Below are 26,316 nucleotides of genomic sequence, written 5' to 3' on the forward strand. Positions count from 1 at the left end.
TATGCTTGAACAATAACCACATGCGGTTCGACTGGGGGAGATTCGCTGCCTAGTTTTTTCATCGTCTGCGAAGATATTTTTACTATTTTTACTGGACACAGTCCTGGGCCACCATCCACACACAAAAAAAGCCCATGGAGCATCTGAACGTGTTCGAGCTTGCATATTGGCAAAATAAAGCCGCTGCGCTGCAGTTTCCCGACCAGGCTGTGATCGACGGTAAACCCCGTTGGGCGCAGTCGGGACAGACGTTCGCGGTGATCAACCCGGCGACCGAACAGTGCCTGGCCAACGTGGCCGCTTGCGGCGATGAAGAGGTGGACGCAGCCGTCAGCAATGCGCGGCAAGTGTTCGAGGCCGGCAGTTGGTCGGCGCGTTCGCCGGCCGAGCGCAAGCAAGTGCTGCTGCGCCTCGCGGACCTGATCATGACCCACCGCGAAGAACTGGCGCTGCTCGACTCGCTGAACATGGGTAAACCGGTGATGGACGCCTACAACATCGACGTGCCGGGCGCCGCCGGGGTGTTTCGCTGGTACGCCGAAAGCCTCGACAAACTCTACGACCAGATCGCCCCCAGTGCGCAAAACGTGTTGGCGACCATCACTCGCGAACCCTTGGGCGTGGTCGCTGCGGTGGTGCCGTGGAACTTTCCGCTGGACATGGCCGCCTGGAAACTCGCGCCGGCCCTCGCCGCCGGTAATTCGGTGATTCTCAAGCCCGCCGAGCAATCACCGTTTTCCGCCCTGCGCCTGGCCGCGCTGGCGCTGGAAGCCGGCCTGCCGCCGGGAGTGCTGAACGTACTGCCGGGGCTTGGCGAGCAGACCGGCAAAGCGCTCGGTTTGCACCCGGACGTTGATTGCCTGGTCTTCACCGGGTCCACTGAAGTCGGCAAGTACTTCATGCAGTACTCGGCGCAATCGAACCTGAAACAGGTATGGCTGGAGTGCGGCGGCAAGAGTGCCAACCTGGTGTTCGCCGATTGCCAGGATCTGGACCTGGCCGCGCAAAAAGCCGCGTTCGGTATCTTTTTCAATCAGGGCGAAGTCTGCTCGGCCAACTCGCGACTGTTGGTGGAGCGTTCGATTCACGATGAATTCGTCGAACGCCTCAAGGTACAGGCCGAGCGCTGGCAACCGGGCGATCCGCTGGACCCGGCGAGCTGCGCCGGGGCCATTGTCGATAGCCGTCAGACTGCACGCATCATGCGGTTCATCCAGAACGCCGAACACTTGGGTGCGACCAAAGTCTGCGGTGGCCGGCAGTCGATCTTCAACGGCAGTGACAACTTCATCCAGCCGACCATTTTTACCGGCGTGCGCCCGGATATGCCGTTATTTCGCGATGAAGTATTCGGCCCGGTGTTGGCCGTCACTGCATTCGATGACGAGGCCCACGCCTTGCAACTGGCGAACGACAGTGTCTATGCCTTGGCCGCGTCGCTGTGGACCGACGACCTCAATCGCGCCCATCGTGTGGCGCGCCGACTGCGCGCTGGCACGGTGTCGGTCAACAGCGTCGATGCGCTGGATGTGACGGTGCCTTTCGGTGGTGGCAAACAGTCCGGTTTCGGCCGTGACTTGTCGCTGCATTCATTCGATAAATACACCCAGTTGAAGACCACCTGGTTTCAGCTGCGCTCATAACAGCCGCTCATAATAAAAATGGAGAACAGGCGATGACCACACCACGTGAAACCCGCGACTACCAGGCCGCCGACGCTGCGCACCACATCCACGCATTCGTCGATCAGAAGGCACTCAATGACGAAGGCCCCCGGGTGATGGTCCGTGGCGAGCGCCTGCACCTGTGGGACAACGACGGTCGACGTTACCTCGACGGCATGTCCGGGCTGTGGTGCACCAACCTCGGTTACGGCCGCAAGGACCTGGCCGCTGCCGCGACTCGGCAGCTGGAGCAGTTGCCGTACTACAACATGTTTTTCCACACCACCCACCCGCAGGTGATCGAGCTGTCGGAGCTGCTGTTCAGCCTGCTGCCGGGGCACTACAGCCACGCGATCTACACCAACTCCGGCTCCGAAGCCAACGAGGTGCTGATCCGTACCGTGCGCCGCTACTGGCAGGTGCTCGGCAAGCCCGAAAAGAAAATCATGATTGGTCGCTGGAACGGTTACCACGGCTCGACCTTGGCCGCGACGGCGCTGGGCGGAATGAAATTCATGCACGAAATGGGTGGCATGATTCCGGACATTGAACACATCGATGAGCCGTACTATTTCGCCCACGAGGGCAACCTGACCCCGAGCGAATTTGGCCTGCGGGCGGCGCAGCAGCTGGAAACGAAGATTCTCGAACTGGGCGCGGACAAGGTCGCAGGGTTCATTGCTGAACCGTTCCAGGGCGCCGGCGGCATGATCTTTCCGCCAGAAAGCTACTGGCCGGAGATCCAGCGCATTTGTCGCAAGTACGATGTGCTGTTGTGTGCCGACGAAGTGATCGGAGGCTTTGGCCGCACCGGAGAATGGTTCGCTCATGAGCACTTTGGTTTTGAGCCGGACACCTTGTCTATTGCCAAGGGGCTGACCTCTGGCTATATCCCGATGGGCGGGTTGATCCTGTCGAAGAAAATAGCCTCGGTACTGGTGGAGCAGGGCGGGGTGTTTGCCCACGGCCTGACCTATTCCGGGCACCCGGTGGCGGCGGCGGTGGCGATTGCCAACCTCAAGGCGCTGCGCGATGAAGGCGTGGTCGCGAGGGTCAAGGATGACATCGGACCTTATCTGCAACAGTGCTTGCGCGAGGTGTTCGGCAACCATCCGCTGGTGGGCGATATCCAGGGCGTGGGCATGGTCGCGGCGCTGCAATTGGCCGAGGACAAGGCCAGCCGCAAGCGTTTCGCCAATGAAAACGACATGGCCTGGCGCTGCCGCACGATCGGCTTCGAAGAGGGCGTGATTATTCGCTCGACACTGGGGCGGATGATCATGGCGCCGGCATTGATTGCCAGCCGTGAAGAGGTTGATGAATTGGTCGGCAAAACCTTGCGCGCGCTGGATCGTACGGCGCAGGAATACGGCCGGCTCTAAAACCATCGCATGGCCTTGGGGCCTCTTCGCGAGCAAGCCCGCTCCCACATTTGGCCGGTGTCGAACGCAATTTCTGTGATCGACATCTGTCCTGTGTGGGAGCGGGCTTGCTCGCGAATGCGATAGCCGATTCACCCCTTTTCTAACAGTTGGCACCCTCCCTGTGCATCCCCGCCTACAGCGCCCTTTTGCAGTGCGCGCTACAGAGCTTTTTCATCATTCGCAGCGACATATTTCCTAATTTTCCTTATCCCCGCACTGAGCCAACATCGACCTCGCCAGTCAGCCAAACGCTGACCACCGAAGGGTCCATCAGAGACCACACGTTGTTAACGCTTCAAGGCCACTGGCCGTACTACCCATTACAAAACTAAATCAACAGCTTTGGGAGTGCTCCATGATCAAGTCCTTGCTTACCCGCTTCGCTCACCCACTGGCGGTCACCGCCATCGCCGCGACGGTCGCCACCAGCGCCCAGGCCGGTACCCTTTCCATCGGCCATACCACGTGGGTCGGCTACGGCACCCTCTACCTCGCCCAAGACCTGGGCTACTTCAAGGAAAACGGTCTGACCGTCGAGTTGCCCGTCGTCGAGGAGGCCTCGATGTACATGGCCGCCCAGGCCTCGGGGGAGTTGTCAGGTTCGGCATCGACCATCGACGAAGTGCTCAAGTACCGTCCGCAGTTCTGCTTCAAGGCCGTCGCCGCGCTGGATGATAGCCATGGTGGTGATGGTGTTCTGGTCGGCAAGGACGTCAAGAGTCTTCAGGAGCTGAAGGGTCAGGCCGTGGCCGTGAACGAAGGTTCGACTTCGCAGTTTTGGCTGTCTTACCTGCTGAAAAAGAACGGCATGAAAATGAGCGACATCACCGTGCAGAACATGACCGCCGATGACGCCGCCACTGCATTTATCGCCGGTCGCGTACCGGCCGCCGTGACGTGGGAGCCGCATCTGTCGATGGTCCGCAGCAAGCAGCAGGGCAAGGTGCTGATCGACAGCAGCAGTACGCCTGGGGTGATTGTCGATGTGGTGGCGCTCAACTGCTCGGTCATCGAAAAGCAGCCAGAAGACGTGAAAGCGTTGGTGGCCGGTCTGTACAAAGCGGTCAAGTACACCCGTGAGCATCCGGAAGAAGCCTACAAAATCATGGCCAAGGGCGTCGGTGGCTACCTGGCCGATCCGAAGGAATTGGCGGCGGCCGCTCAAGGCGTGCGCTTCTACGATCAAGCCATGAGCGAAAAACTGTTCGGCGCGCCGGGCAAGCCGGGGGACAGCGCACCGTTGATCAAACTGGCTAATGAAACCGCCAGCGAATTGCAGGGCAAGCCCTACAACGTCAGCAATGACGACCTGATCGACAACCGCTTCGTCAGCCCGCTCTAGGAGGTCCGCATGTTCAAGCGCAATTCATGGCTGAGCCGCTGCATCACGCCCAAGACCAGCTTGCCGGTGCAGTTGGTCTGGAGCGCCAGCGGCCTGGCCTGGGTGTTGTTGGTCGGCCTGTGGGCCGGGTTGTCCTACGGCGGCGTAGTGCCGGGCATGTTTCTGCCGACACCAGGCGCGGTGGTCGAGGCCGCCGTGCGCCTGGGCCGCGACGGTACCCTCGGGGTGCACGTTTGGGCCAGTGTCGAGGTGGTGATGGTCGGTTTTATCGTGTCATCGCTGGTGGCCGTGCCGCTGGGGTTGCTGATGGGCAGCTTTCGTATCGTCCAGGCGTTCCTTGAACCGATGGTCAATTTCATTCGCTACCTGCCGGTGACCTCGTTTGTGCCGCTCTTCATCCTGTGGATCGGCATCGGTCTGGAGCAGCGGGTCTCGGTGATTATCTTCGGTGTGTTCTTCCAGCAATTGGTGATGATTGCGGACGTGTCCAAAGGCATCTCCAAAGACCTGATCAACGCGTCCTACACACTGGGTTCAAATCGGCGCGATGCGGTGCTGCATGTGATCGCCCCGGCCTCGCTGCCGGGTGTGCTCGACACCTTGCGCGTCACCATGGGCTGGGCCTGGACTTACCTGGTGGTCGCCGAACTGGTCGCCGCTTCCAGTGGCCTGGGCTATCTGAGCCTCAAGGCCATGCGCGGCTTTCAGGTGGATGTGATCTTTCTGGCAATCGCGATCATCGGCCTGCTGGGCCTGGTCACCGATCAATTGTTCCGCTTCCTACGTCTGAGGATCGCCGCATGGGCTCAGTAACCGCCGTCAACCCACGTTTCGTCGCGCCCCAGGCTGCCCCGGCGCAAGGCGCCCCACGGCTGCAGGTGGACAAGGTCAGCCTGCGCTATAAAAAGCCCGATGGCGGTGTCTTTACCGCGTTGGAGCAGGTGTCCTTCGAAGTTCCGGACCAACAATTCGCCGTGCTGGTGGGGCCGTCGGGCTGCGGCAAGTCGAGCCTTTTGTACCTCACCGCCGGCCTCGCCGAACCGACCTCGGGCGAAATCTACGTGGGTGGCCAGCAAGTAGAGGGGCCGGGCGCCGATCGCGGCATGGTGTTCCAGAGCTATACGCTGTTCCCGTGGTTGACCGTGCGCCAGAACGTCGAGTTCGGCCTCAAGCGTCGCGGCATGCCGGCGGCGCAGCGCAAGGAAATTGTCGACTACTACGTCAATGAAGTCGGGCTCGCCGGGTTCGCCGACAACTACGCCAAGCAACTCTCCGGCGGCATGATGCAGCGGGTCGCGATTGCCCGGGCCTTGGCCAACGATCCGCAAATCCTGCTGATGGACGAACCTTTCGGTGCCCTCGACAGCCAGACGCGCCTGCAAATGCAGCAACTGCTGCTGCGAGTGTGGGGCAACAGCAAGAAGACGGTATTGTTTGTGACCCATGATATCGACGAGGCGATTCTGCTCGGCGACCGGGTCTACGTCATGGGCGCCAGGCCCGGGCGGATCAAGCAGATTCTGGACGTGCCGATTGAGCGGCCACGGACCCTCGACATGGTGATGGAACGCTCGTTCATCGACATGAAACGCAGGATCTTCGGATTGCTGCATGACGAGTTGGAGGAGCATTGAGTCTGTAGGCACCGAGCTTGTTCAGTCGACATGAATGTTGCCGGGCAGGCATCCATCGCAAGCAACCTTGGCTGCTACGGGGCGGCCGGCAACAGGAATTTTGCGATCACCGGCAAATGATCGGAGATCCGCAATGTATCGTCCTGGCGCACCGTTGCCTCGACCCGTTTGATCCGCGGGCTGTAAAACAGGTAGTCGACCGTCCGGTCCGGGCCGTTCAAGCCGGGATCGTTCGGGTAATGGGTCAGCCATTGCGCCCGATCAGCACCGCTGGCTTCGTTGTTGGTCGGGATCATCGGGTATTTGTCCCACAGCACATGCAATGCGCTGTCGGCGGAGTAGGGCGTACGTTGCTCGGCGGGCAGGCGTCGGTATTGGCCCAGCGGCAACAGATTGAAGTCGCCGCCAATCAGCCACGGTGTGCCGCGGCTTTCGTATTTGTCGAGGACCTTGGCCACCGCTGTCACTTGGGCTTGCAAGGTGTCGTCGGGCTGGCGGACGCGGTCCAGGTGGGTATTGAGCACCGCGATCTGCCCGCCATCGCTCAACGGCAGATACGCCACCAGCAAAGCGTTTTTCGGTTTGAACTGACGGCTGATGACGTTGGCGGGTGCCACCGGCAATTGCAGGCGCTCGGCATGTCCGATCTGGAAGCGGCTCAGGGTGGCGAGTTGCCGGCCGACGCTGCCGAAGATATGCGGATCTGGCACAAAGTCGGCCTTCCAGTCGAAGGCGTGGGCGTTGCAGGGGTACAGGTCGGCGACCCGTTCCTGCAAGAGTTTGACCTGATTCTGATAGTCGCTGGCCTTGGCGCCGTCATCGAGTTCTTGCAGCAGCACGACGTCCGGTTGCTCGTCACGAATCACCCGCGCCACTTCATCGAGGCTGAAGGCCATGTCTTCGAGCGTGGGGCTTTCGTCGTCACCCTGGGCCAGGTCGTTCCAGAACACGTAGCGTTTACCCGCCAGGTACTGAACGTTCCAGGTCATCACCTTCAAGGCTTGACCGGGCACCAGGGTCGGCGCCTTGGCGTTGCAACTGACCGGCAGCACTTCCTTGGCGTCGGGTCGCCAGGTCACGCTGTAGATCAGCAGGCCGATCAGGCCAACGAAAGCAAACAGGCCCAGCAGGGTGTAGCGCAGTAGACGGGTCATGGCTCGGCTTATAGCGTTACAAAGATGACCCGAGCATACCCGAGAGCGAGGGCCGCGCCCAAGGGTAGAGCGGTCAGGCAGGTCTGTCGTTTTTGTCAGGCACTTCGCCAATCAGCATAAACAGGCGGAACAGCACCACGCTGGTGAACAGTTGCAGGAAGCTGTGGACGCTGTCGATCAGCAGGGCGATTGCCGGGTTCTGCGGTTCGGGATAGACCGCGTAGCTGGCGCCCTTGAGCACCCACAACGGCCCCATTACACAGAGGATGCACACCAGAATGCGCAGGAAATGGCCGCGGGTCAGGCGCAGGCTTTCTTTCATCGCCGCCAGCGGCGCCATACCGCGCAGCACCAGCAAGTATTCGGCGAAGGCCAGCGTCACCATCAGCCACAGGCCCGGCAGGAAATACAGCGACAGGCCGATCAGGATCAACAAGGTGTTGAGCGCGGTGAGCAGGGCAAAGCGTGGCCACAACGTGGCGGACATCGCCAGCAGGTCGCGGATGCGCGGCGATTCGCCACGGCTGCGGGCGTCGAGAAACAGGATCAGCGCGGCGGTATACAGTGGATACACCAGTAAACCGACGACCACGCTGTAACCGGGGAAACCGTCCGGGCTGGCGGTGTTGTCCACCAATTGTTGCAAGAACGCCTCAAGAATCACCAGCGGCAGGCACAGCTGCACGATCTGGCCCAGATTGCGCTTGAAGAAGTACAAGGAGTCACGCAGCACATCGAACGGATTCATCAGTCGGTATCGCAGGTTAAAAGCAGTCCCACACTTTAACCGATGAAGCGTCGGGGGGCGCAAACGTAAACGTTAGGTAAAGGCTATTGAAACATCCTGTATCAGCCCCATAACTGGTAGGCACCTTGTCCATCGTGGATGAGGAAGACGATATTCCCGGCAATCTACGAGGTCGCCATGAACAGCGAAGAACAAACCCTGATCGATGGACTGTTTTCCCGGCTGCAACAGGCCGAAACGGATTCAGCCCCGCGCGACGCTCAAGCCGAGGCGCGGATCAAGGAACACCTGACTCGCCAGCCCGCCGCGGGCTATTTCATGACCCAGGCGATTCTGGTGCAAGAGGCTGCCATCAAGAGCCTCGACGAACAGAACAAGCAACAGACCCAGCAAATCCAGCAATTGCAGGACGAACTGCAACAGGCCAAGGCCCAGGCGAGCGCTCCGGCACCGGCCAGTGGTGGCTTCCTGTCGAGCATCTTCGGCGGCGGCTCCCGCGATCCGCAGCCTGCGCCAACCCAAAGCGCACCCCCGTCGACCGGCGGCTGGCGTGAACCGGCGCGGCCATCGCTCAATTCGCAGCCGCCACAGCAGAACTTCGGTGCACCGCAACAGAACTACGGCGCGCCACAGCAAAACTACGCGCCGCAACAACAGGCACCGGTAGGTAGCGGCTTCCTCGGTGGCGCGCTGAAAACCGCGGCTGGCGTGGCCGGTGGTGTGATGCTGGCAGAAGGCATCAGCAGTATGTTCCACAGCAATCAGCAGCCGCAGCAAATCGTCGAAGTCATCAAGGAAGAACCGGCCCAGGTCAATGATCAAAGCGGTAATGACCGGGGCAATGACCAGCGCATGGCCGGCAACGACTCCAACGATCAGGGCGACCTTAGCGACACCGACTACAACAACGATGACGACTCATCGTTCTTCGGCGGTGATGACGACGACTCCTTCGTCTGACCCACCATTCGTCCGGGGCGCGCAAACGCCCCGGGCCGATTATTCGCGGAACAATCCTTCAGGCTGGCATACTGGGCAACTTTTCGGGCCTGGGGCCTGATCCTGCCCGCGCGCTTGTGCGCTCATGAGGATGCACGGTGAAAAAAATCGCAGTGTTTGCCGATGTCCAAAACCTCTATTACACCGTGCGTCAGGCTTATGGTTGCCACTTCAACTATGCCGCGCTGTGGGCAGATATCAGTAAACAGGGCGAGATTGTCGAGGCGTATGCCTACGCCATCGATCGTGGTGACAGCAAGCAGCAGCAGTTCCAGCAGATCCTGCGCAACCTGGGCTTCATCGTGAAGCTCAAGCCTTACATCCAGCGCAGCGACGGCTCGGCCAAGGGCGACTGGGACGTAGGTATTACCCTCGACATCATGGACGCCGCCGATCATGTCGACGAAGTGGTGCTGGCTTCCGGCGATGGTGATTTCGACATGCTGCTGGATCGCATCATCAGCAAGCACGGCGTACAAGCCGTGGCTTACGGCGTGCCGGGCCTGACCGCGAACTCGCTGATCCGCGCCGCCAGCCGCTACGTGCCAATCGAAGGCGCGTTGCTGCTCAAGAATTGATTTTTACGGAGTTGAAACAGGTTTGGAACGCATAGCAGTCATCGACTTTGAAACCACCGGGATCTCCCCAAGCAGTAGCTGCCGGGCCACGGAAATCGCCGTGGTGATCCTTGAACAGGGGCGCATCGTCGAGCGTTACCAGAGCCTGATGAACGCCGGCGTGCGCGTACCGGCGTTCATCGAACAACTCACTGGCATCAGCAACGCCATGCTGCGCACCGCACCGTCGGCCGAGCAGGTGATGAACGAGGTGAACGAGTTCGTCGGCATTACGCCGCTGCTGGCGCACAACGCCGCGTTCGACCAGAAGTTCTGGGACTTTGAACTGGGGCGGATCAAACGCACACGGTTGCAGAACTTTGCCTGCTCACTGTTACTGGCCCGGCGTCTGATGCCGGCGGCGCCGAATCACAAACTCGGGACGCTCACCACTTTCGCCAGCCTGCCTAATACCGGCAAGGCTCACCGGGCGATGGCGGATGCCGAGATGGCGGCGAACCTGACGACGCACTTGGCTGAGCAACTGCGGCAGCAGCACGGGTTGCGGGAGTTGTCCCATGATTTGCTGGTCAGCTTGCAGAAAGTGCCGGCGGCGAAGATCAACGAACATCTCAAGCGCCATCGCGGGTTCTGACGACACCGCAAATCCCCTGTGGGAGCGGGCTTGCTCGCGAAAGCGGCCTGTCAGTCACATCGAGGTTGGATGTGCCGACGCTTTCGCGAGCAAGCCCGCTCCCACATTGGGTCTCCTGCAACTTCAGGCCTGCTTTCCGTCCAACTGCCCCAACGGCACCCGCCGCTCTATCGCGCTCGACAACACAATCGACGTCTTGCTAAACCCAAATTTCGCCACCCGATTAATCAACGCCTCCAACTCCGGCATCGACCCCACCGCCGCTTGCATGATCACGCACGGATCCCCCGTCACCCGGTGACACTCGGTCAGTTGCGGGATTTTGATCAGTTCGTCGTAGGTTTTCTGATTGCCGTGCTGGTTTAGCCGCAATTCGATGACGCACTGGATCGGCAGGCCGATTTTCGACAGGTCGACCTTGGCCTGATAACCGGTGATCACCCCGCAGGACTCAAGTTTGGCCACGCGCTCGGCCACGGCCGGGGCGGACAGGTTCACCTTGCGCGCCAGTTCGGCGTAGGACGCTCGACCGTTTTCCAACAGGGCGCTGAGGAGCATGCGGTCGTACTTGTCCATCGTGGGAATTCCTGAAAATGACATGACTTTCGAATACACGGTTTATAGCGGTGATCTCCGTGTTTTGAAAAGTGTACCGGCGCGATAAACAGGTTTTGTAGCTTATTTTTAGCCGTTGGCCTTTCTAGAATATCTGCTCTCCTTCTCTTGCCTGAGAGCTGCCCAATGCCTGGCTTACGTCGCTTCCCCTTACCGTTGATCGCTGCTTTTTTCGCGTTGTACGTGATTTGGGGCTCGACCTATCTGGTCATTCGCATTGGCGTGCAGTACTGGCCGCCGTTGATGCTCGGCGGTATTCGCTTTGTGATTGCCGGATCGTTGATGTATGCGTTCCTGCGCTGGCGCGGGGCCCCGGCACCGACCTGGGCGCAGTGGAAAGCGGCGGGCATGATCGGCATTTTGCTGCTCAGTTTCGGTAACGGTGCGGTGAGCATGGCCGAGCATAGCGGGGTGGCCTCCGGTGTTGCCGCGCTGGCGGTGGCGACGGTGCCTTTGTTTACTCTGCTGTGCGGCTATTTCTGGGGCGCACGTAATACCCGTCTCGAATGGGCCGGGATTGTGCTCGGGTTGGTCGGCATCGCCATGCTCAACCTCGGCTCCAACCTGCAATCGAGCCCGTTGGGCGCGATGTTGCTGGTGTTCGCCGCCGCAGCCTGGGCTTTCGGCTCGGTGTGGAGCAAACACTTGCCGTTGCCCCAGGGCGCGATGGCCAGTGCTGCGGAAATGCTGGTGGGTGGCGTGGTGTTGTTGATCGGCAGTGCGCTGAGTGGTGAGCGTCTGGACAGTGTGCCGCCGGTCGAAGGCTGGTTGGCGCTGGCCTACTTGATCGGTTTCGGTTCGATCATTGCCTTCAACGCCTACATGTATTTGTTGAAGCACGTACGTCCAGCGGCGGCCACCAGTTATGCCTACGTCAACCCGGCGGTGGCGGTGTTGCTGGGCATCGTGTTTGTTGGCGAGACCATCGGTATCGAGGAAGCGATTGCCATGGCGGTGATCATCAGCGCCGTAGTCTTGATCGGCTTGCCACAATGGCGTCGGCGCCCGGAACGACCTGCGGTGGTGGCACCGACAGAATCCCGTGTGAATTAGGGTAAACTGCGCGCCATTGCACACTCGTTTTGCACAACCGCGCTGAATTTTCCTACGGTAATCCCATGACTTTCGCCTCCCTTGGCCTGATCGAACCCTTGCTGCGCTCTCTCGAGACGCTCGGCTACCAGACACCTACGCCGGTCCAGGCGCAAGCCATTCCGGCGGTGCTGGCCGGTCGCGACCTGATGGCTGCGGCCCAGACCGGCACCGGCAAGACCGCCGGTTTCGCGCTGCCGCTGCTGCAGTTGCTGGCCATGGAAGGGCCGAAAGTGGCCTCCAACTCGGTGCGTGCACTGATCCTGGTGCCGACCCGCGAACTGGCCGAACAGGTTCACGAAGCCGTGCGCCAGTACGCCGAGAACCTGCCGTTGAGTACTTACGCGGTGTACGGCGGCGTCAGCATCAACCCGCAGATGATGAAGCTGCGCAAAGGGGTTGATGTGCTGGTGGCGACTCCGGGTCGTTTGCTCGACCTGTATCGCCAGAAGGCCCTCAAGTTCAATCAGCTGCAAACGCTGATCCTGGACGAAGCCGATCGCATGCTCGATCTGGGCTTCTCCGAAGAGCTGGGGAACATTTACCGCGTGCTGCCGAAGCAACGTCAAACGCTGTTGTTCTCCGCGACCTTCTCCGACGCGATCCGCTTGCTGGCCGGGCAAATGCTCAACGACCCGCTGAGCATCGAAGTCAGCCCGCGCAACGTGGCGGCGAACACCGTCAAGCAATGGGTTGTGGTGGTGGACAAGAAGCGTAAGCCGGAGCTGTTCATTCACTTGCTGCGCAAGGGCAAGTGGAAACAGGTGCTGGTGTTCGCCAAAACCCGCAATGGCGTGGACGCGCTGGTGGAAAAACTTCAGGGCCTGGGCATCAATGCCGACGGCATTCACGGCGACAAACCCCAGGCGACCCGTCAGCGCGCGCTGGATCGTTTCAAGGCCAGCGAAATACAGATTCTGGTGGCGACCGACGTTGCGGCCCGTGGTCTGGATATCGAAGATCTGCCGATGGTGGTCAACTTCGACCTGCCGATCGTGGCTGAGGACTACATCCACCGTATCGGCCGCACCGGTCGTGCGGGTGCCACCGGTGAGGCAATTTCCCTGGTGTGCGCGGATGAAGTGAATCAGCTGTCCGCCATTGAGATGCTGACCCGTCAGACCCTGACGCGCCAGATGGAGCAGGATTTCGAGCCTGAACATCGGGTGCCGGATACTGATTCCAGTGGTCAGGTGGTGAAGAAACCGAAAAAACCGAAGAAGCCAAAGACCTCCGGTGGCAGCAAGCGCAACCTCGGTAAATGGGTTGAGAGCGGGGATGCTTCGGCGGTGGAACCTTCGCTCAAGCCTGTGCGAAAAGTGCCGGTGTTTAACACTGGGCCGCGTAAGAAGAAGCCTTGATTACACGCGGCGTCTGTTAGGCCGCCATCGCGAGCAAGCTCGCTCCCACATGGGATCTGCTGTGAACACATTATTTGTGAACACTCGAGATCCCATGTGGGAGCGGGCTTGCTCGCGAAGGGTGCGCTGCGGTCCTCAACCCTCACGCTTCAACCACTCCACCATCCCCAACCCCGCCGCCCGCCCACTGGCAAAACACCCCGTCAGCAAATAGCCGCCCGTCGGCGCTTCCCAGTCCAGCATTTCGCCCGCGCAGAACACCCCAGGCAGCTGCTTGAGCATCAAGCGCTCATCCATCGACTCGAACTTCACGCCGCCCGCACTGCTGATGGCTTCGTCCAATGGACGGGTTTTCACCAGCGTCAGTGGCAATGCCTTGATCGCTTTTGCCAGCAATGCCGGATCGGCAAAGGATTCTGCGCCGGTCAGTTCGCGCAACAGCGCCGCTTTGACGCCATCAAGACCCAACTGACTGTGCAAGTGTTTGGACATCGAGCGTGAACCGCGCGGTTTGCTCAGCGCAGCCTCAACTTTATCCACAGGTCGGCCCGGCAATAGGTCGATATGAACAGTCGCCGAGCCATGCAGATTGATGGCTTCACGGATCGGTGCCGACAGGGCGTAGATCAAACTGCCCTCAATGCCCGTGGCGGTGATCACGCACTCGCCGAGGCGCGGGATGTCGTCATTGAGGCCGATGGCGATATTTTTCAGCGGCGCGCCGGCGAATTTGCTGACCATCAATTCGCTCCAGTCCTGCACCTCGAAGCCGCAATTGCTCGGTTGCAACGGCGCCAGTCCTACGCCGTGCTGTTCAAGTGGCAGCATCCAGGCGCCGTCCGAACCGAGGCGCGACCAACTGCCGCCGCCGAGGGCTAACAAGGTTGCGTCGGTTGTTAAGGTTTTTTCACCTTCGGGGCTGGACACTTTCAGGCTGCCATCGGCATTCCAACCCAGCCAGCGGTGGCGGGTGTGGATAACTACGCCACTGTCCCGCAGGCGTTTGAGCCAGGCGCGCAGCAGGGGCGCGGCTTTCATGTCCGTAGGAAATACCCGGCCGGAGCTGCCGACAAAGGTTTCGATGCCCAGGTCATGAATCCATTGGCACAACGCATCGGCGCCGAATGACCGCAGCAGTGGTGCAATCTGCGGTGCCCGTTCGGCGTAGCGCGAGAGGAACGCCGGGTAGTCTTCGGAGTGAGTGATGTTCATGCCGCCGACGCCGGCCAGCAGGAATTTTCGCCCCACCGAAGGCATGCCGTCGTACAGGTCGACCTTGATCCCGGCCTGGCTCAGCACCTCAGCGGCCATCAGGCCGGCGGGGCCGCCGCCGATGATGGCAACGTGAGGGGGGAGGGCTGGGGAGGATTGGGTCATGGAATGCGCTGCGGTATGGCTGGATAAGCCGCGCATTCTATCAGCACAAATCAGGGTGGGAGCGGGCTTGCTCGCGAAGAGGGAGTGTCAGTCGACATCAATGTTGCCTGATACATCGCTTTCGCGAGCAAGCCCGCTCCCACATGGGTTCTGTGGTGTTTGTAAAAGGGTGGTTAAAAAACAACCAGTCCTTTGTAGGCTATGTGCAGCAAGGCCTGTAGGCGCTTTCACTCAGGTTATCCACAGGCAGTTCCACAGGCATTGTGGGTAAAGCATCCACAACTCAGTGACAACCTGATGACTGCCAGACCCGTTGCGCGCTGTGATGGAGGATGCCGTGGCGGCGGGCCAGGGCCTGGCGGTCCTTGCTGTAGCCGCCGCCGATCACCCCGACCACCGGAATGTCCCGGCCCAGGCAGTGGCGCATCACGCTTTCATCGCGGGCGGCGACGCCTTCGTCTGTCAGCTTCAGGTAACCCAGTGCGTCATCCTTATGCACATCCACCCCGGCGTCATACAGCACCAGATCGGGTTGGTAGAGCGGCAGCAAATAGTTGAGCGCGTCGTCCACCACCTTCAAGTAATCGGCATCGCCCATGCCCTTGGGCAGTGGAATGTCCCAGTCACTTTCGGCCTTGCGTGCAGGAAAATTCTTCTCGCAGTGCAGGGAAACGGTCACCGCGTCCGGGGTGTTGTGCAGAATCCGTGCAGTCCCGTCGCCCTGGTGTACGTCGCAATCGAAGATCAGTACCCGATTCACCCGACCGCTTTCCAGCAGGTAATGGCTGATCACCGCCAGGTCATTGAAGATGCAGAACCCCGCCGGGTAGTCGTAGTGAGCGTGGTGGGTGCCGCCGGCCAGGTGACAAGCCAGTCCGTGTTCGAGTGCTTGTTCGGCCGCCAGCAATGAACCGCCAACCGCCCGCACCGTGCGCCGGGCCAGGGCTTCATTCCACGGCAGGCCGAGCCGCCGCTGGTCTTCGCGGGACAACTCGCCGCTCATATAGCGTTCGATATACGCAGGGTCATGAGCGAGGGCCAGAATCTCGGCAGGACAGAGCTCAGGACGCAGCAAATCGGCGTCCCGGGTCAGGCCGCTGTCCACCAGGTGATCGCGCAGCAGGCGAAACTTGTCCATCGGGAAGCGGTGCTCCGCCGGGAACTCGGGGCTGTAGTCTTCGTGGTAGATCAACGGCAGGGGCATGGCAGATTTATCTAGGAAGGCCTGTAGGAATCAGTGAAGGATCCTACCAGCGATGTAGACTCGGAGCATGGAATTGGAGGAGCACGATGGAGCCGATACTGGAACTCGAAAGCGCACGACTGCTGCTCAGGCAATGGCGCGATGAGGATTTGCCGGAGTTTGCGGCGATGTGTGCCGATCCACAGGTGATGCGTTATTTCCCGGCGCCGTTGAGTCGACTGGAAAGTGCTTCGCTGATCGGGCGGATTCGCGGGCATTTTGCCGAGCACGGTTTCGGTCTCTGGGCGCTGGAGCGCAAGGATACCGGCCAGTTCATCGGGTTTACCGGGCTGGCGGAGGTTAACTTCGATGCGCCGTTTGTGCCGGCCATCGAGATCGGCTGGCGCCTGGCCCGCGAGCATTGGGGGTTGGGTTACGCCAGTGAGGCCGCGTGGACCGCTCTGCGCTGTGGCTTTGACCGGTTGGCGCTGAAGGAAGTCGTGGCCTTCACCACGCAAACCAATTTGCCGTCGGAGAAAGTCATGCAGGCCATCGGAATGCACCATGAGTCAGCCGATGACTTTGAGCACCCGAGGCTCGCGGTCGATCATCCGCTGCGTCACCATGTGTTGTACCGCATCACCCGTGAGCAATGGCTGCAAACCTTGCATGGATAAGCAGGCACGGACGTTTACAATGGCCGCCATTGGCGTGAGCCATTAACTGAGTCGACCGCCGCAGCCAAGACTGCGCGGCATTGCGTTGTGTGAGGAGAGCCTGAATGAGCCAAGTGTTGGAAGATCTGGTAGACCTGCTGACCCTGGAACCGATTGAAGAAAACCTGTTCCGTGGCCGCAGCCAGGATCTGGGTTTCCGTCAGTTGTTCGGCGGCCAGGTGCTCGGCCAGTCCCTGTCGGCGGCCAGTCAGACCGTTGAAGAAACGCGGCATGTGCACTCGATGCACGGTTATTTCCTGCGTCCGGGCGATGCCAAGTTGCCTGTGGTGTATCAGGTTGATCGGGTTCGCGACGGCGGCAGTTTCAGCACTCGTCGGGTGACGGCGATCCAGAAGGGCAATCCGATTTTCACCTGCAGCGCGTCCTTCCAGTACGACGAAGAAGGCTTCCAGCACCAGACTGAAATGCCACAAGTGGTCGGCCCGGAAAACCTGCCGTCGGAACTGGAGCTTGCCCAGCAACGCGCGCACTTGATTCCGGAACACATGCGCGAAAAACTGCTGTGCCCGAAACCGATCGAATTCCGCCCGGTGACCGAGACAGATCCCTACAACCCGCAAGCGTCTGACCCGATCAAGTATGTGTGGTTTCGTGCTGATGGTGCCTTGGCCGATTCGCCGGCGCTGCACAAATACCTGCTGGCCTACGCCTCGGACTTCGGACTGCTGACCACTTCACTGCTGCCTCATGGCAAATCGGTCTGGCAGAAAGACATGCAGGTCGCCAGCCTTGACCACGCGTTGTGGTTTCATTCGGACCTGCGTGCCGATGACTGGTTGCTCTATGCCATGGACAGCCCGTGGGCCGGCAATTCCCGCGGGTTCTCCCGTGGCAGCGTGTTCAATCGCGCCGGGCAACTGGTGGCTTCGGTGACTCAGGAAGGCCTGATTCGCCATCGCAAGGATTGGGCATGAGCCTGGCCGAGGTGCGGCACTGGGTGTTCGACATGGACGGCACCCTGACGGTGGCCGTGCATGACTTCGCGGCAATTCGCGTGGCGCTGGCGATCCCGCCTGAGGACGACATCCTGACCCACCTCGCCGCACTGCCAGCCGAAGAAGCCGCCGCCAAACATGCGTGGTTGCTGGAGCATGAACGGGACTTGGCGTTGGGTTCGAAGCCGGCACCGGGTGCCGTGGAACTGGTGCGGGAACTGGCCGGGCGCGGTTATCGCCTCGGCATCCTTACTCGTAACGCACGGGAATTGGCCCATGTGACGCTGGAGGCAATCGGCTTGGCCGACTGCTTCGCGGTCGAGGACGTGCTGGGCCGTGACGAAGCGCCGCCGAAGCCGCATCCCGGTGGTTTGCTGAAGTTGGCTGAAGCCTGGAGCGTGCCGGCGAGCGAGATGGTGATGGTCGGGGATTACCGCTTCGACCTGGATTGCGGTCGAGCGGCGGGCACGCAGACGGTGCTGGTGAATCTGCCTGAGAACCCGTGGCCGGAGTTGGCGGATTGGCATGCGCAGGATTGTGTTGAGTTGCGGCAGATGCTTTTCGCTTGAGTAGTTTGTTGTCAGTTTAATCGCCATCGCGAGCAGGCTCGCTCCCACATTGAGATGCGGTTCCCCTGTGGGAGCGAGCCTGCTCGCGATGGCGCCAGATCAGGCGACACAACCTTTACTGACTGAACAAAACCTTCTGCCCCTCCGGGGACGTAAACATCCCATCCCCGTCATGCCCAACCCCGGGCACTTCGACCAATCGCTGATTCACCCCTTGTGGATTGCGCCGCAGCAAATAGTCGAAAAAGTTGTGTCCGCGAATCAGCCGATAAGCCCCTTGAGCCTCAGCTTCGCAGCCTTTGTCGAGCGCCGGATGCTGCGGGTCAGTGTCCTGCTGGCCGAGCAGATAAATCACATCACGCTTGATGTAACTGCCTTCAAGCTGCGAAGCCGTTTGCCCACCGGCATAGATCGGCATGTCCGTCAGACCATACTTCCAGCGATTGAAACCGGGGCACTGTGCATGAGTGAATGCCACCGGTCGCTGCTCATTGAAGTAGGCATAGGACGACGGGTTGGCCACCACGTAGCGAATCTTTACGCCGGCGGCGGCGAGCGCCGGTTGATCGTGCGCCAGCAGCGCATAACGCTGAACAACCTGGCCACCACCGGAGTGACCGGCGACGACGATTTGCTTCACGTCCGGAAATTGTCGGCGATCGCTGATCCGCTCGATGATTTGGTCGAGTGCCGCGTAGGAACTCACCGGAAACGGGCCTGTGGATAACCCGCCGGCCATCCAGTCATTGCCATGCCAGCGCAATACGCTGTCCGGCAGCGGGTGGCGAACGATGTCGGTTTCATTGAGAAATTGCGGAGCGATCACCAGCGTCGTCGCGCTTTGGCCAGCCGCTTCAGCCGCCTTCTCGCCGCTGCGGCGGTAGGTTTCAGCGTTGCGCAATCGACCATGGATGATGATCAGCACCCGTTCGATTTTCGCCGGCGCCGGGCCAAGGCCCACTGCCATCTCACCTTCTTTCAAGAGTAGGCGCCCGGGGCTGATCTCTTTTACCCCGTGCTCGTCAGCCTGGGCAGTTGCGCAGGCGATCAACAGAACCAGCAGCCATCTATGCATTTACAGGTTTTTCGCCGCAAAGGTATCGCACTGGCCAACCTGGCCTTGGGCGAAACCGGTTTTGAACCAGCGCACCCTTTGCGCTGACGTGCCATGAGTAAACGAGTCCGGGACCACGCGGCCCTGACTTTGCTGTTGCAAGCGGTCGTCGCCAATGGCATTGGCGGCGTTCAAGGCTTCCTCGATGTCACCGGGCTCCAGCCAGTTCAGACGTTTCTGAGCATTGTTGGCCCAGACCCCGGCCAGGCAATCGGCCTGAAGCTCCTGGCGCACCAGTAAACCACCATCGCCTTCCATCTGCCGGCCTTGTTGGCGAGCCGCCTGAATTTTCGCGGAAACGCCGAGCAACGTCTGAACATGGTGTCCGACTTCATGAGCGATCACGTAGGCCTGAGCGAAGTCGCCCGCAGCGGAGAAGCGTTGCGACATTTCCTGGAAGAACGCCATGTCCAGATAAACCTTCTGATCGGCCGGGCAGTAGAACGGACCGGTCGCCGAAGTCGCCAGGCCGCACGCCGAGTTCACGCGGTTGCTGAACAGCACCAGGGTCGGGTTCTTATATTGCTTGCCGGCCTGCTGGAAAATCTGGCCCCAGGTGTCCTCGGTATCACCGAGGATCGAGCGCACGAATTCGGCCTGTTCGTCATTGGCCGGTGGCGCCTTGCGAGTCTGAGTTGTGGCCGGCGCCGATTGTTCGGTCATTTGCCCAGTCAGTTGTCCGAGGATCTGCAACGGATCCTGGCCGGTAATCCAGCCAATCCCGACGATCAACAGGATCGCCGTCAGACTCAAGCCCTTGCCACCACCAAAGCGCATTCCGCCGCCACCACCGCCACCACCGACATCATCACCACGGGCATCGACCACGTTGTCGCTGCGTCGGCCTTTTTTCCATAGCATGTGGGAATCCTCGTGTTGTTCGTGGTGAAGAGTGTTGTTGGTGTGTAGGTGTGGCGCCAGTCCGGTCGTCCATCTTTTGCCGCGCACGGTAGCATTCCGGCAACGCATTTAACGTTACCGGGAAAGCTACAGCGTTGTATTGAGCGTGAATAACCCGGCAAATTCCGTCAGCCGCCGGGTATTTGTCGGGTGGGCGAATGCCTGTCTCGGCGGGTTACTGGTCGAACGCGTCCCACACGGGCGCAAAGTCCGGATTGACCTGACGTTCACGCTTGGACAAACAGGCGATCAGCTTGCGGTCTTCGTCATCGAGTGTGATGTCGAGGGCTTGCAGGTTGGCCAGTTGATTGGCCTTGGGGATCGCCGCGACGTTAGGCTGATCGAGCAGCCATTTTCCACGGCGCGGGTGCATTCTTCATCGAGCATCGGCGAGGTGTCGAGCCCGAGTTTGGGCATGTTCAAACCGTGTGCGTTAACGATGCGCTGCATGATCGCTCTCCCTCCATGAATGATGCTTTTAGAATCTAATTAAAAAAAATATAGGGTCCTTATGATCTTCAACAAGCAATCAGGCTTTAAAACGGGCGGTTATCGGACAGCGAGTTCCAGATTTCGCATCCGGGAGGTTGTCTTCTAGAATCGGACAAATTGTGTTGGGAGCCTCCCATGGCCGGCAGTCAGATCGAACGAGTTTTCAGTGTGCTGGAAAGCCTCACCAGCGACCCGCGTGGCCTGCCGATGCAGACGTTGGCGGAGCAACTGGATATCCCGAAAAGCGCGACCCATCGCCTGCTCGCCGAGCTGATTCGGCTGGGTTATGTGCGGCAGAATCAGGACACCTTGCGCTATCACCTGTCGACCAAACTGGTGGCGATGGGGTTCCGTTATTTGTCGAGCAGCGGGGCGGATATTGTCCAGCCAGTGCTGGATCGCCTGGCGCAGGAAACCGGCGAGCTGGTGCGTCTGGGGGTGATTGAAGGTGAGCGCCAGACCTGGATCGCCAAATCCCAGGGCGCTCGATCCGGGCTGCGTTATGACCCGGACATGGGGCGCGATGCACCGCTGTTTTACACCGCGTCCGGCCACGCGTGGCTGGCCTGCATGAGCGATGCCGAGGCGTTGTCGCTGGTGGAGCGCCAAGGGGCGGAGCGACCCAAGGATCTGGGGCCGAATGCGCCACGCTCCAATATTGAATTGCTTGAGCGCCTGCGCCTGGCGCGCGAGCAGGGTTATGCCTGGGTCGAGGAAAGCTCGGCGGTGGGCACTTCGGCGATTGCGGCGGTGGTACGACATCCGGGCGATGGGCGGGTGATCGGTGTGCTTAGCGTTGCCGGGCCGAGCGCGCGAATGCCGGGTGCACGGTTGCATGAGCTGGCGCCGCTGTTGTTGACGTTTGCCGAGGAGTTGTCGGCGGCGAGTCTGGCGTCGGAGTTGTTCAGTTAGGTCAAACCACACAGATCCAGGGTGGGAGCGGGCTTGCTCGCGAAGGCGGCTTAATATTCAGCGGTTGTGGTGACTGTTGCACCGCTTTCGCGAGCAAGCCCGCTCCCACATTTGATCTGCGTAGGACCTGATAAAGCTGTGCGCTGTTCGAACACTATTCACGTTCTCTTCTGTGAGAATATGGAACCAGGTTCTAAATTATTGGAATTAGATTTCCAAAGGATTGCCATGACCATCAGCACCCCACTCTCCGGTGTAAACAAACCCTTCAAGGGGATTTTGCTGATCGTTGCCGCGACCTTCCTGTTTTCCAGCCATGACGCGTTGTCGAAATACCTCTCCGGGTTCTACCCGATCATCATGGTGGTCTGGGCCCGATATCTGGTTCACACCTTGTTGATGGCCGGGATTTTTCTGCCGCAATCCGGGTTGCGTGTCCTACGCACCAAACGACCATTGCTGCAGTTGGCGCGGGCGTTGTGTCTGCTGGGTACCAGCCTGTTTTTCACCACTGGTTTGTTGTACATACCCCTGGCCGAAGCCACGGCAGTCAACTTTCTTGCGCCGGTGTTGGTCACTGCGCTGTCGGTGCCGCTGCTCAAGGAGCACGTCACCCGTGGCCAATGGATCGCGGTGATTTGCGGTTTTATCGGCGTGCTGATCATCATCCACCCCGGCGGCGAACTGTTCACCCCGGCGGTGTTGTTGCCGTTCTGCTCGGCGATGTTTTTCTGCTTCTATCAGTTGCTCACTCGCAAGCTCAGCCAGATCGACAGCCCGACCACCAGCAACTTCTTCGCCGGGTTGTGCAACACCCTGGTGATGAGCGCGCTGGTGCCGTTCTTCTGGCAGTTGCCAAGCCTCGGTCATGGGTTGTTGATGCTGGCGCTGGGGAGCTGCGGGATGACCGCGCATTTGTTCCTGACCCAGGCGTTCCGTTACGCCGCACCGGCATTGCTGGCGCCGTTTGGTTATTGTCAGATTGTGTTTGCCGGGCTGCTGGGCTGGCTGCTGTTTTCTCACACGCCGACCCTGACCACGGTGGTCGGGATCGCGGTGATTTGTTGCAGCGGGTTGGCGGCTGCGTGGCAGCAGAGTCGCCGGTAAAGCGCTGAACGAACTGTGGGAGCGAGCTTGCTCGCGATGGTGGTGTATCAGTCAGCATAGATATCGACTGGTAGATCGTCATCGCGAGCAAGCCCGCTCCCACAGGGTGTGTCTCGTGTTTTAGTCGGTAACGGCAGGAATCTTGCGCGGTGCCATGAAGTACATCCAGATCAGCGCGATGAAGTACATCGCCGGAATCATGGTGAACAGCACCGTGTAGTTGTTGTTGGTCACCGTCAGGATGTGCCCGACCAACTGCGTCATGAACATGCCGCCGATGGCCGCGCACATGCCGCCGAAGCCGAACACCGTGCTCATCATGTGTTTGGGCGTGTAGTCCATCACCAGGCTCCAGATGTTCGCAGTCCAGGCCTGGTGCGCACCAATGGCCAGGGAGATGGCGAACACCGCGACCCACAAGTTGTTGGAACCCGCCGCCATGATCACGCCGATGATGCAGCAGGCGAACAGGAACATCGACATCAGTCGCGCCTTGATCGGGTTGACTCCACGGCCGATCAGGAAAGAGGACAGAATCCCGCCACCGACGCTGCCGAAGTCCGCCGTCAGGTAAATGATGATCAGCGGGATGCCCATCTGGGTCACGTTGATGCCCAGGTTGTATTGCTGATTGAGGAACGGTGGCAGCCAGTAAAGGTAAAACCAGAACACCGGCGCGGTCATCGAGTAGGCGAGGGCGAAGGCCCAGGTGCCACGCATGCGCAGGATTTTCGAGAACGGGACGCGGGATTGTTCCGGCTCGACTTCCTTCTGGATGTAATCCAGTTCCGACTGTTTAACGCTCGGGTGATCTTCAGGGTTGAAGTACTTCAAACCCCAGAACACCAACCAGATCCCGCCCAGTGCCGACATGCACAGGAACGCCGCTTGCCAGCCCCACGCGTGAAGAATCAGCGGCAACAGCATCGGCGTGAACATCGCGCCGACGTTGGTCCCGGCGTTGAAGATGCCGGTGGCCACGGCGCGCTCGCCCGCCGGGAACCACAACCGGGTGGTTTTCACACAGGCCGGGTAGTTCGCCGCCTCGGTCAAACCAAGAATAAACCTACAGACCATGAAGCCTGCGGCCGACGTGGCCAGGCCATGGGCGCCGGTGGCCAGGCTCCAGAGCAGTACCGCGCAGAAGAACACGCGCTTGACGCCGACCCGGTCGATCAACCGGCCTTGCAGCACGAAGCCAATGGCGTAGCCGACCTGAAACCAGAAGTTGATGTTGGCGTAGTCCATCGCCGTCCAGCTCATTTCCTTGGCCAGGATCGGTTGCATGACGCCCAGTGCGGCGCGGTCGATGTAGTTCAGAGTGGTGGCGAAAAATACCAGCGCCAGCATGCCCCAACGGGTTTTGCCGACCGCCATGGCGCCGCGGATCTTGTCGCCGATGCCGCTGCTGGCAGGAGTCATGGAGGAACGCTCCATGGGAGAGCTTTGAGAAGGAGTCATGTAGGCCACCCGATTATTTTTATGTGGTGTTCTAGGTCTTTGGTAACCGAGACCGATGGTTTGTGACCGGTCTCAATGTGCAGCAGATGTTGGGCAGTGGACGAAAAGTCGTCAATTCGCCAAGGGCCATTGTGTTCGATAATCGCCCGCAAAACTAACCGGGTAGTACACTTTAAATTGCTGTGCGGGATACTGCAGCCAATAATTTACCCCAAGAAAAACGCGATCCCTGTAGGAGCTCCTACAGATAGCAGCGCGTGCAATGCCTCTAACAAGATGATCTCCACCCACCGGGAGTCGATATATGCAGCGTTCCATTGCCACTGTTTCCTTGAGCGGTACCCTGCCGGAAAAACTTGAAGCCATCGCCGCCGCCGGGTTTGACGGGGTGGAGATTTTCGAGAATGACCTTCTCTACTACGACGGCAGTCCCCGTGAAATTAAACAGATGTGCGCCGATCTCGGGATCGCCATCACGCTGTTTCAACCCTTCCGGGATTTCGAAGGTTGCCGCCGCGATCGTTTGCCGCGCAATCTGGAACGGGCAGAACGCAAGTTCGACCTGATGCAGGAACTCGGCACCGATCTGGTGCTGGTCTGCAGCAACGCTTCGGCTGACTCCCTCGGCGATGAACACATCCTGGTGGATGACTTGCGTTTGCTGGCCGAGCGGGCCGGTGCTCGTGGCTTGCGAATCGGTTACGAAGCCCTGGCTTGGGGCCGTCACGTTAATACTTATCAACAGGTGTGGAACATCGTTCGCCAAGCTGATCACCCGAGCCTCGGTGTGTTGCTGGACAGCTTTCACACGCTCTCGCTCAAGGGCGATCCGAGCGCCATCGCCGAGATTCCGGGCGACAAGATTTTCTTCGTGCAAATGGCCGACGCGCCGATCCTGGCCATGGATGTGTTGGAGTGGAGTCGGCATTTCCGCTGTTTCCCCGGCCAGGGCGAATTTGATCTGGCAGGTTTCCTCGCACCGATTATCAAGAGTGGCTACACCGGGCCGCTGTCGCTGGAGATCTTCAACGACGGCTTTCGCGCCGCGCCGCCACGGGCTAACGCCGCCGACGGTTTGCGCTCGTTGCTGTACCTGGAAGAGAAAACCCGCCAGCGTCTGGCCCAGGAAGCCAAGCCTGTGGCCAACGTCGATATCCTGTTCGAGACCCCCAAGGCCAGCGAGTACAACGGCATCGAGTTTCTTGAGTTTGCGGTAGATGAAAGCCTCGGCGCCAAGCTTTCGCACTGGCTGGAGCGGCTGGGTTTCGTCAAGGCCGGGCAACATCGCTCCAAGAGCGTCAGCCTGTTACGCCAGGGCGATATCAACCTGATCCTCAACTCCGAACCGTACTCCTTCGCCCACAGCTTTTTCGAAGCCCACGGCCCGTCGTTATGCGCAACGGCAGTGCGGGTCAAGGACAGCGCCAGTGCCCTGGCGCGTGCCGTGGCCTACAAGGGCCAGCCCTATCGCGGGCTGGTCGGCCCCAACGAACTTGAGCTGGCGGCGGTGCGCGCACCGGACGGTAGCCTGATTTATCTGGTGGACGAGGAGGCCGATGTCTACGGCACCGATTTCAATCTGCAACCAGTGGCGACGGCCAGCGGCGGCCTCAAGCGCATCGATCACATGGCGATGGCGTTGCCGGCGGACAGCCTCGACAGTTGGGTGCTGTTCTATAAAAGCCTGCTGGATTTTGAGGCAGACGACGAAGTGGTGCTGCCCGATCCGTACGGCTTGGTGAAGAGCCGGGCGCTGCGTAGCCGTGACAGTTCGATCCGCTTGCCGCTGAACATTTCCGAGAACCGCAACACCGCGATCTCACACGCACTGTCGAGTTATCGCGGTTCCGGGGTGCATCACATTGCCTTCGATTGCGACGACATCTTTGCCGAAGTCAGCCGCGCGAAAGAGGCGGGCGTGCCGCTGCTGGATATCCCGCTCAACTACTACGACGACCTCGCCGCGCGGTTCGATTTTGACGACGAGTTCCTCAGCGAACTGGCCTACTTCAACGTGCTCTACGACCGTGATGCCCAAGGTGGCGAGTTGTTCCATGTGTACACCGAGCCATTCGAAGGGCGGTTCTTCTTCGAGATCATTCAGCGCAAAAATGGCTACGCCGGTTACGGTGCAGCCAACGTCGCGGTGCGTCTGGCTGCGATGGCAAAATCCCGAAGTGGTGCCGTACGTCAGGCAAAGTTGTAGGAAAATCGTAAACATGGCGTTAAACCGCAGCCGTGCGGCTTCCTTCACTGTGCGGCGCGGCCCATAATCGCCAGCTTG

At 60.1% G+C, this 26,316-nt stretch carries 24 protein-coding genes and 1 pseudogene; 16 read left to right on the forward strand and 9 right to left on the reverse strand.

Annotation, left to right across the window (positions count from 1 at the left end; all coding sequences use genetic code 11):
- Positions 1–149 precede the first annotated feature (149 nt).
- The 5 genes from AC1MEW_RS07410 to AC1MEW_RS07430 all read left to right on the forward strand — a co-directional run bounded on the left by AC1MEW_RS07410 (position 150) and on the right by AC1MEW_RS07430 (position 6,064).
- The gene (locus AC1MEW_RS07410) at positions 150–1,643 is read left to right on the forward strand and encodes an aldehyde dehydrogenase (protein ID WP_480425885.1); all 1,494 of its coding nucleotides are present in this window, start codon (positions 150–152) and stop codon (positions 1,641–1,643) included.
- 32 nt (positions 1,644–1,675) lie between these two features.
- Positions 1,676–3,046 carry an aspartate aminotransferase family protein gene (locus AC1MEW_RS07415; RefSeq protein WP_201256601.1) on the forward strand — a complete coding sequence of 457 codons (1,371 nt, stop codon included), beginning with the start codon at positions 1,676–1,678 and terminating at the stop codon, positions 3,044–3,046.
- A gap of 397 nt (positions 3,047–3,443) precedes the next feature.
- On the forward strand, positions 3,444–4,430 hold the full coding sequence (locus AC1MEW_RS07420; RefSeq protein ID WP_322269728.1) for an ABC transporter substrate-binding protein: 987 nt from the start codon (positions 3,444–3,446) through the stop codon (positions 4,428–4,430).
- Positions 4,431–4,439: 9 nt separating this feature from the next.
- The gene (locus AC1MEW_RS07425) at positions 4,440–5,243 is read left to right on the forward strand and encodes an ABC transporter permease (protein ID WP_201191962.1); all 804 of its coding nucleotides are present in this window, start codon (positions 4,440–4,442) and stop codon (positions 5,241–5,243) included.
- A complete protein-coding gene (locus AC1MEW_RS07430; RefSeq protein WP_480425888.1) occupies positions 5,231–6,064 on the forward strand; it encodes an ABC transporter ATP-binding protein in 834 nt (277 codons plus the stop codon). Before AC1MEW_RS07425 ends, AC1MEW_RS07430 begins: the two co-directional genes overlap by 13 nt.
- A 74-nt stretch (positions 6,065–6,138) precedes the next feature.
- On the opposite strand, the gene AC1MEW_RS07435 is transcribed toward AC1MEW_RS07430, so the two are convergent.
- Both AC1MEW_RS07435 and AC1MEW_RS07440 read right to left on the reverse strand, forming a co-directional pair.
- A complete protein-coding gene (locus AC1MEW_RS07435; protein WP_201256603.1) occupies positions 6,139–7,218 on the reverse strand; it encodes an endonuclease/exonuclease/phosphatase family protein in 1,080 nt (359 codons plus the stop codon).
- 73 nt (positions 7,219–7,291) lie between these two features.
- Positions 7,292–7,966: a YciC family protein gene (locus AC1MEW_RS07440; protein WP_480425890.1), complete on the reverse strand. Its 675-nt coding sequence runs from the start codon at positions 7,964–7,966 to the stop codon at positions 7,292–7,294.
- 177 nt (positions 7,967–8,143) lie between these two features.
- Here AC1MEW_RS07440 and AC1MEW_RS07445 point away from each other — a divergent pair, with 177 nt between their 5' ends.
- The 3 genes from AC1MEW_RS07445 to AC1MEW_RS07455 all read left to right on the forward strand — a co-directional run bounded on the left by AC1MEW_RS07445 (position 8,144) and on the right by AC1MEW_RS07455 (position 10,177).
- Positions 8,144–8,926 (forward strand): DUF2076 domain-containing protein, encoded by a 783-nt coding sequence (locus tag AC1MEW_RS07445; protein WP_480425892.1) that lies wholly within the window; start codon positions 8,144–8,146, stop codon positions 8,924–8,926.
- Positions 8,927–9,063: 137 nt separating this feature from the next.
- Positions 9,064–9,543 (forward strand): LabA-like NYN domain-containing protein, encoded by a 480-nt coding sequence (locus tag AC1MEW_RS07450; protein WP_201198127.1) that lies wholly within the window; start codon positions 9,064–9,066, stop codon positions 9,541–9,543.
- Positions 9,544–9,565: 22 nt separating this feature from the next.
- Positions 9,566–10,177 carry a 3'-5' exonuclease gene (locus tag AC1MEW_RS07455; RefSeq protein WP_054052626.1) on the forward strand — a complete coding sequence of 204 codons (612 nt, stop codon included), beginning with the start codon at positions 9,566–9,568 and terminating at the stop codon, positions 10,175–10,177.
- A gap of 123 nt (positions 10,178–10,300) precedes the next feature.
- Here AC1MEW_RS07455 and AC1MEW_RS07460 read toward each other — a convergent pair whose 3' ends face one another.
- Entirely contained in the window at positions 10,301–10,753 is a 453-nt protein-coding gene (locus AC1MEW_RS07460) for an Lrp/AsnC family transcriptional regulator (protein WP_201256605.1), read from the reverse strand.
- 165 nt (positions 10,754–10,918) lie between these two features.
- Here AC1MEW_RS07460 and yedA point away from each other — a divergent pair, with 165 nt between their 5' ends.
- Both yedA and rhlE1 read left to right on the forward strand, forming a co-directional pair.
- Positions 10,919–11,845 carry a drug/metabolite exporter YedA gene (yedA, locus tag AC1MEW_RS07465; RefSeq protein WP_201198125.1) on the forward strand — a complete coding sequence of 309 codons (927 nt, stop codon included), beginning with the start codon at positions 10,919–10,921 and terminating at the stop codon, positions 11,843–11,845.
- A 65-nt stretch (positions 11,846–11,910) separates the two neighbouring features.
- Entirely contained in the window at positions 11,911–13,245 is a 1,335-nt protein-coding gene (gene rhlE1, locus AC1MEW_RS07470; RefSeq protein ID WP_201256606.1) for an RNA helicase RhlE1, read from the forward strand.
- A gap of 135 nt (positions 13,246–13,380) precedes the next feature.
- On the opposite strand, the gene AC1MEW_RS07475 is transcribed toward rhlE1, so the two are convergent.
- Positions 13,381–14,622 (reverse strand): TIGR03862 family flavoprotein, encoded by a 1,242-nt coding sequence (locus AC1MEW_RS07475; RefSeq protein ID WP_480425896.1) that lies wholly within the window; start codon positions 14,620–14,622, stop codon positions 13,381–13,383.
- 283 nt (positions 14,623–14,905) lie between these two features.
- Positions 14,906–15,826, reverse strand: coding sequence for a histone deacetylase family protein (locus AC1MEW_RS07480; protein ID WP_201198122.1), 921 nt, complete (start codon positions 15,824–15,826; stop codon positions 14,906–14,908).
- An 86-nt stretch (positions 15,827–15,912) separates the two neighbouring features.
- Between AC1MEW_RS07480 and AC1MEW_RS07485 the strand changes: the two genes are divergently transcribed.
- From AC1MEW_RS07485 to AC1MEW_RS07495, 3 genes are all read left to right on the forward strand, one after another.
- The gene (locus AC1MEW_RS07485; protein WP_201198121.1) at positions 15,913–16,482 is read left to right on the forward strand and encodes a GNAT family N-acetyltransferase; all 570 of its coding nucleotides are present in this window, start codon (positions 15,913–15,915) and stop codon (positions 16,480–16,482) included.
- Between the two features lie 104 nt (positions 16,483–16,586).
- Complete coding sequence (gene tesB, locus AC1MEW_RS07490; RefSeq protein ID WP_201198120.1) at positions 16,587–17,456, forward strand: acyl-CoA thioesterase II; 870 nt, start codon at positions 16,587–16,589, stop codon at positions 17,454–17,456.
- Positions 17,453–18,046 (forward strand): HAD family hydrolase, encoded by a 594-nt coding sequence (locus AC1MEW_RS07495; RefSeq protein ID WP_201198119.1) that lies wholly within the window; start codon positions 17,453–17,455, stop codon positions 18,044–18,046. Before tesB ends, AC1MEW_RS07495 begins: the two co-directional genes overlap by 4 nt.
- Positions 18,047–18,161: 115 nt before the next feature.
- On the opposite strand, the gene AC1MEW_RS07500 is transcribed toward AC1MEW_RS07495, so the two are convergent.
- From AC1MEW_RS07500 to AC1MEW_RS07510, 3 genes and pseudogenes are all read right to left on the reverse strand, one after another.
- The gene (locus AC1MEW_RS07500) at positions 18,162–19,121 is read right to left on the reverse strand and encodes an alpha/beta hydrolase (RefSeq protein WP_201256608.1); all 960 of its coding nucleotides are present in this window, start codon (positions 19,119–19,121) and stop codon (positions 18,162–18,164) included.
- On the reverse strand, positions 19,122–20,021 hold the full coding sequence (gene ypfJ / locus AC1MEW_RS07505; RefSeq protein WP_201198117.1) for a KPN_02809 family neutral zinc metallopeptidase: 900 nt from the start codon (positions 20,019–20,021) through the stop codon (positions 19,122–19,124).
- A 214-nt stretch (positions 20,022–20,235) separates the two neighbouring features.
- A pseudogene (locus tag AC1MEW_RS07510) lies at positions 20,236–20,415 on the reverse strand (aldo/keto reductase); the annotation flags it as partial.
- A gap of 272 nt (positions 20,416–20,687) precedes the next feature.
- Between AC1MEW_RS07510 and AC1MEW_RS07515 the strand changes: the two are divergent.
- Both AC1MEW_RS07515 and AC1MEW_RS07520 read left to right on the forward strand, forming a co-directional pair.
- Complete coding sequence (locus tag AC1MEW_RS07515) at positions 20,688–21,464, forward strand: IclR family transcriptional regulator (protein WP_480425900.1); 777 nt, start codon at positions 20,688–20,690, stop codon at positions 21,462–21,464.
- A 228-nt stretch (positions 21,465–21,692) separates the two neighbouring features.
- Positions 21,693–22,571: a DMT family transporter gene (locus AC1MEW_RS07520; RefSeq protein WP_201256611.1), complete on the forward strand. Its 879-nt coding sequence runs from the start codon at positions 21,693–21,695 to the stop codon at positions 22,569–22,571.
- Positions 22,572–22,691: 120 nt separating this feature from the next.
- Here AC1MEW_RS07520 and AC1MEW_RS07525 read toward each other — a convergent pair whose 3' ends face one another.
- Positions 22,692–24,008, reverse strand: a complete 1,317-nt coding sequence (locus AC1MEW_RS07525; protein ID WP_480427197.1) for an MFS transporter — start codon at positions 24,006–24,008, stop codon at positions 22,692–22,694.
- Positions 24,009–24,336: 328 nt separating this feature from the next.
- Between AC1MEW_RS07525 and quiC the strand changes: the two genes are divergently transcribed.
- Complete coding sequence (quiC, locus tag AC1MEW_RS07530; protein ID WP_480425902.1) at positions 24,337–26,238, forward strand: 3-dehydroshikimate dehydratase QuiC; 1,902 nt, start codon at positions 24,337–24,339, stop codon at positions 26,236–26,238.
- Positions 26,239–26,316 lie beyond the last annotated feature (78 nt).

Source organism: Pseudomonas sp. ASL4, from assembly GCF_056680395.1.

Bases quoted from the DNA above. Each gene is read 5' to 3' on its own strand.
- AC1MEW_RS07415 (WP_201256601.1), top strand. From the start codon at position 1,676: ATGACCACACCACGTGAAACCCGCGACTACCAGGCCGCCGACGCTGCG.
- AC1MEW_RS07420 (WP_322269728.1), top strand. From the start codon at position 3,444: ATGATCAAGTCCTTGCTTACCCGCTTCGCTCACCCACTGGCGGTCACC.
- AC1MEW_RS07425 (WP_201191962.1), top strand. From the start codon at position 4,440: ATGTTCAAGCGCAATTCATGGCTGAGCCGCTGCATCACGCCCAAGACC.
- AC1MEW_RS07430 (WP_480425888.1), top strand. From the start codon at position 5,231: ATGGGCTCAGTAACCGCCGTCAACCCACGTTTCGTCGCGCCCCAGGCT.
- AC1MEW_RS07435 (WP_201256603.1), bottom strand. From the start codon at position 7,218: ATGACCCGTCTACTGCGCTACACCCTGCTGGGCCTGTTTGCTTTCGTT.
- AC1MEW_RS07440 (WP_480425890.1), bottom strand. From the start codon at position 7,966: ATGAATCCGTTCGATGTGCTGCGTGACTCCTTGTACTTCTTCAAGCGC.
- AC1MEW_RS07445 (WP_480425892.1), top strand. From the start codon at position 8,144: ATGAACAGCGAAGAACAAACCCTGATCGATGGACTGTTTTCCCGGCTG.
- AC1MEW_RS07460 (WP_201256605.1), bottom strand. From the start codon at position 10,753: ATGGACAAGTACGACCGCATGCTCCTCAGCGCCCTGTTGGAAAACGGT.
- yedA (WP_201198125.1), top strand. From the start codon at position 10,919: ATGCCTGGCTTACGTCGCTTCCCCTTACCGTTGATCGCTGCTTTTTTC.
- rhlE1 (WP_201256606.1), top strand. From the start codon at position 11,911: ATGACTTTCGCCTCCCTTGGCCTGATCGAACCCTTGCTGCGCTCTCTC.
- AC1MEW_RS07475 (WP_480425896.1), bottom strand. From the start codon at position 14,622: ATGACCCAATCCTCCCCAGCCCTCCCCCCTCACGTTGCCATCATCGGC.
- AC1MEW_RS07480 (WP_201198122.1), bottom strand. From the start codon at position 15,826: ATGCCCCTGCCGTTGATCTACCACGAAGACTACAGCCCCGAGTTCCCG.
- AC1MEW_RS07485 (WP_201198121.1), top strand. From the start codon at position 15,913: ATGGAGCCGATACTGGAACTCGAAAGCGCACGACTGCTGCTCAGGCAA.
- tesB (WP_201198120.1), top strand. From the start codon at position 16,587: ATGAGCCAAGTGTTGGAAGATCTGGTAGACCTGCTGACCCTGGAACCG.
- AC1MEW_RS07495 (WP_201198119.1), top strand. From the start codon at position 17,453: ATGAGCCTGGCCGAGGTGCGGCACTGGGTGTTCGACATGGACGGCACC.
- AC1MEW_RS07500 (WP_201256608.1), bottom strand. From the start codon at position 19,121: ATGCATAGATGGCTGCTGGTTCTGTTGATCGCCTGCGCAACTGCCCAG.
- ypfJ (WP_201198117.1), bottom strand. From the start codon at position 20,021: ATGCTATGGAAAAAAGGCCGACGCAGCGACAACGTGGTCGATGCCCGT.
- AC1MEW_RS07515 (WP_480425900.1), top strand. From the start codon at position 20,688: ATGGCCGGCAGTCAGATCGAACGAGTTTTCAGTGTGCTGGAAAGCCTC.
- AC1MEW_RS07520 (WP_201256611.1), top strand. From the start codon at position 21,693: ATGACCATCAGCACCCCACTCTCCGGTGTAAACAAACCCTTCAAGGGG.
- AC1MEW_RS07525 (WP_480427197.1), bottom strand. From the start codon at position 24,008: ATGGAGCGTTCCTCCATGACTCCTGCCAGCAGCGGCATCGGCGACAAG.
- quiC (WP_480425902.1), top strand. From the start codon at position 24,337: ATGCAGCGTTCCATTGCCACTGTTTCCTTGAGCGGTACCCTGCCGGAA.